This is a genomic window from Streptomyces sp. NPDC002130 (genome assembly GCF_040296465.1).
Classification (GTDB): Bacteria; Actinomycetota; Actinomycetes; order Streptomycetales; family Streptomycetaceae; genus Streptomyces.
On the sequence record NZ_JBEOXI010000547.1, the window covers coordinates 1 to 2,524 of the forward strand.

General features: G+C 61.4%; 4 protein-coding genes. 3 read left to right on the forward strand and 1 reads right to left on the reverse strand.

What is annotated here, in order from left to right; genetic code table 11:
• Nucleotides 1–361 precede the first annotated feature (361 nt).
• The 3 genes from ABT116_RS42545 to ABT116_RS42555 all read left to right on the forward strand — a co-directional run bounded on the left by ABT116_RS42545 (nt 362) and on the right by ABT116_RS42555 (nt 2,201).
• On the forward strand, nt 362–1,420 hold the full coding sequence (locus ABT116_RS42545) for an IS30 family transposase (RefSeq protein ID WP_209923624.1): 1,059 nt from the start codon (nt 362–364) through the stop codon (nt 1,418–1,420).
• Nucleotides 1,421–1,562: 142 nt separating this feature from the next.
• Nucleotides 1,563–1,910, forward strand: a complete 348-nt coding sequence (locus tag ABT116_RS42550) for a DUF3024 domain-containing protein (RefSeq protein ID WP_073513844.1) — start codon at nt 1,563–1,565, stop codon at nt 1,908–1,910.
• A gap of 105 nt (nt 1,911–2,015) precedes the next feature.
• Nucleotides 2,016–2,201 (forward strand): hypothetical protein, encoded by a 186-nt coding sequence (locus tag ABT116_RS42555; protein WP_351645996.1) that lies wholly within the window; start codon nt 2,016–2,018, stop codon nt 2,199–2,201.
• 65 nt (nt 2,202–2,266) lie between these two features.
• Here ABT116_RS42555 and ABT116_RS42560 read toward each other — a convergent pair whose 3' ends face one another.
• Nucleotides 2,267–2,464: a BldC family transcriptional regulator gene (locus ABT116_RS42560; protein ID WP_351646002.1), complete on the reverse strand. Its 198-nt coding sequence runs from the start codon at nt 2,462–2,464 to the stop codon at nt 2,267–2,269.
• Nucleotides 2,465–2,524 lie beyond the last annotated feature (60 nt).

Below are 2,524 nucleotides of genomic sequence, written 5' to 3' on the forward strand. Positions count from 1 at the left end.
CACGCTGACCCGGTGGACGGTCTCCGGTACGGCGTCGAGGTCCACCGCGAGACGGTGGTCGGCGGCGGCCTGCCGGGGGATGTTTTCCGGGCTCAGTCCCTCGTACTGTTCTAGTATCGTCGACCAGCGCCCCGCCGCACGGTTCCAGGCCCTCAATTCAGGTGTCGATAGTGAGTCGCCAGACTTTGTATGCACGGTAGATGGATGCCGCGATCAAGCCCCCCCTTTCCGCTTGGACGTCTCTTCGCGAAGGCAACGAGCGGTTTGTCAACCACGCGTCCATGCCCTCGACAACGGAACTTGCTCTCAATACGTCAACGCATCACTGCTGGTGACATGATGCGTGATCGTGGAGGCATGGATGGGCAACAAGGCGCTCGGGTTCACTGTGGATCAAGAGAACACGATCTGGGAGATGTGGCGTCGCGGTGATTCGCTGAGTGCGACCGGGCGGGTCCTCGGGGAGAGTGTCCCTCAGATCGGCCGGTTCCTGCGTAAATCCGGCGGTATCCGGCCGCTCCCACGTCGTCGGCGAGCATCTCATCTCACGGCCGGGGAGCGTGAAGAGATTTCCCGTGGGATCGCCGCCGGTGACAGCGCTCGGACGATCGCCGACAAACTCGGAAGATCCCCGTCCACGATCGCACGGGAGATCGCCCGCAACGGCGGCCGCGAACACTATCGGGCGACCCCGGCGGATGCCGCAGCGTATGTCCGCGCGCGCCGCCCTCAAATCTCGACCCTCTCTACCAGGCATTTTCTGCAGGAGGTTGTCACAGGGAAGCTGAGTGAGCAGTGGTCACCGCAGCAGATCTCCGCCTGGCTCCGGCGCGAGTACCCGTCCGATCCGCAGATGTGGGTTTCGCACGAGACGATTTACCGTTGCCTGTATATACCGTCGCGACAAGTATTCGACGACACAAAATTTCACGAACTGCGTACCGATCGGCGGATCCGCCGGCCTCGTGGGAAGAAACGCTCCCACGGGCGCGGGCAGATACGGAACAGGGTCCCCATCGATCACCGCAGCTCTGCGGCCGGTGATCGTAGCGAGCCCGGACACCTCGAAGGCGATCTCGTGTTCGGCACCCGCCCGTCAGCGGTCGCGACGCTGGTGGATCGGCAATCACGCGCCGTGCATGTGGTCGCACTGCCGGACGGGTACCGGGCCGAGACGGTTGCGGACGCCTTGATTGCCTATCTGGGCCGGTTGCCTGCGCATCTGCGTCGGTCGTTGACGTGGGATCGGGGACTGGAAATGGCCGCGCACGAGCGCATCACCGCAGCACTCGACCTGCCCGTCTACTTTTGCGCCCCGCATCATCCGTGGCAACGAGGGACGAACGAAAATACGAACGGGCTCCTGCGCCAGTACCGCGCAAGAACGCTGACCTGCGCACTTTCAGCCAGGAGGGCCTGAATTCGATCGCGGCGAGACTCAACGATCGGCCTCGTCGGGTGCTCGACTGGGACAGTCCACGCCAACGAGAAGACCAGGTGCTCGGTTCCTCCGCAGTTGGATAGCAAAGCTGGCCATAACGGCGGTTGGCATGATGATGGTCATGGCTGCTACCGGACTTCCCGAACTCGATGTCGCCCGGATCGTGAAGTACTGCGCCAGTAGAGTTCCCGATCGTCTGCGTCATGAGATTCGGGTCGAATGCGACATCGCGCCGCGCCATGTCACGATCTGCGAATGCCGGTCGCCGTGGCGTGAGGACTTCGGACCGGAGTGGACGCGATTCCCGATCGCCCGCCTGTCTTACACGAAGAAAACCGGGCTGTGGACTTTGTATTGGCGGGACCGGAACCTCAAATTTCACCGTTACCAGTTCTTGGCGCCGAGCCCTCACGTTCAGGATTTGCTCGATCACATCGAAAACGGTGGCGATCCGATCTTCTGGGGCTGATCCGTTATCGTCGGTGATGCGTTGACCTATTGAGACCAAGAACTGTTCCGGACAGCTTCGTCCGCAGTGCGGTCGAGCGTGGTTCTGATAGGCAGCAACGAGGGCTTGTCCACCGTCGACGAACTCGAAGGCCGTCACGTCGTGGAGACCGGCTCGTTGATCATGCAGAGGTCGCGGATCATCGCCGACAAGGTGGACAAGGGTGCGTGCGCGATCGTCGGCGTCACGTACACATTGTCCGACGGTCACATGCGAGTTCAGGGCACAGTCGGCGACATCGGGAGCATCTGATCCGCGAACGAAAGTAACGTGCATCGGTATCGTCAGGGTTGGGTTACAGCATTTCGGGCTTGAATTCAGGATGCCGTCGGATCCGTTTTTGGCCCTGGAGTGTGAAGCGAGTGCAAGAGCATACGGATCTCGGTGCGGTGGTAGCGGCGGTGACCGCCGATGGTCGAGGTAAACCCGATTTTTCCTTCGTCAGCCCAGCGAGCGACTGTTTTCGGAGTTACACGAAAAAGTTCGGACACTTGTTTTGGAGTGAGTAAGGCCATTTACCGGGTGATCAACGGACTCACCCGGTGGGGTGCCCATGTGGTCCACAAGGGCAACGC

Excerpts from the sequence above, each read along its gene's own strand:
- ABT116_RS42560 (WP_351646002.1), bottom strand. The coding sequence starts at position 2,464 with ATGGCCTTACTCACTCCAAAACAAGTGTCCGAACTTTTTCGTGTAACT.
- ABT116_RS42545 (WP_209923624.1), top strand. The coding sequence starts at position 362 with ATGGGCAACAAGGCGCTCGGGTTCACTGTGGATCAAGAGAACACGATC.
- ABT116_RS42550 (WP_073513844.1), top strand. The coding sequence starts at position 1,563 with ATGGCTGCTACCGGACTTCCCGAACTCGATGTCGCCCGGATCGTGAAG.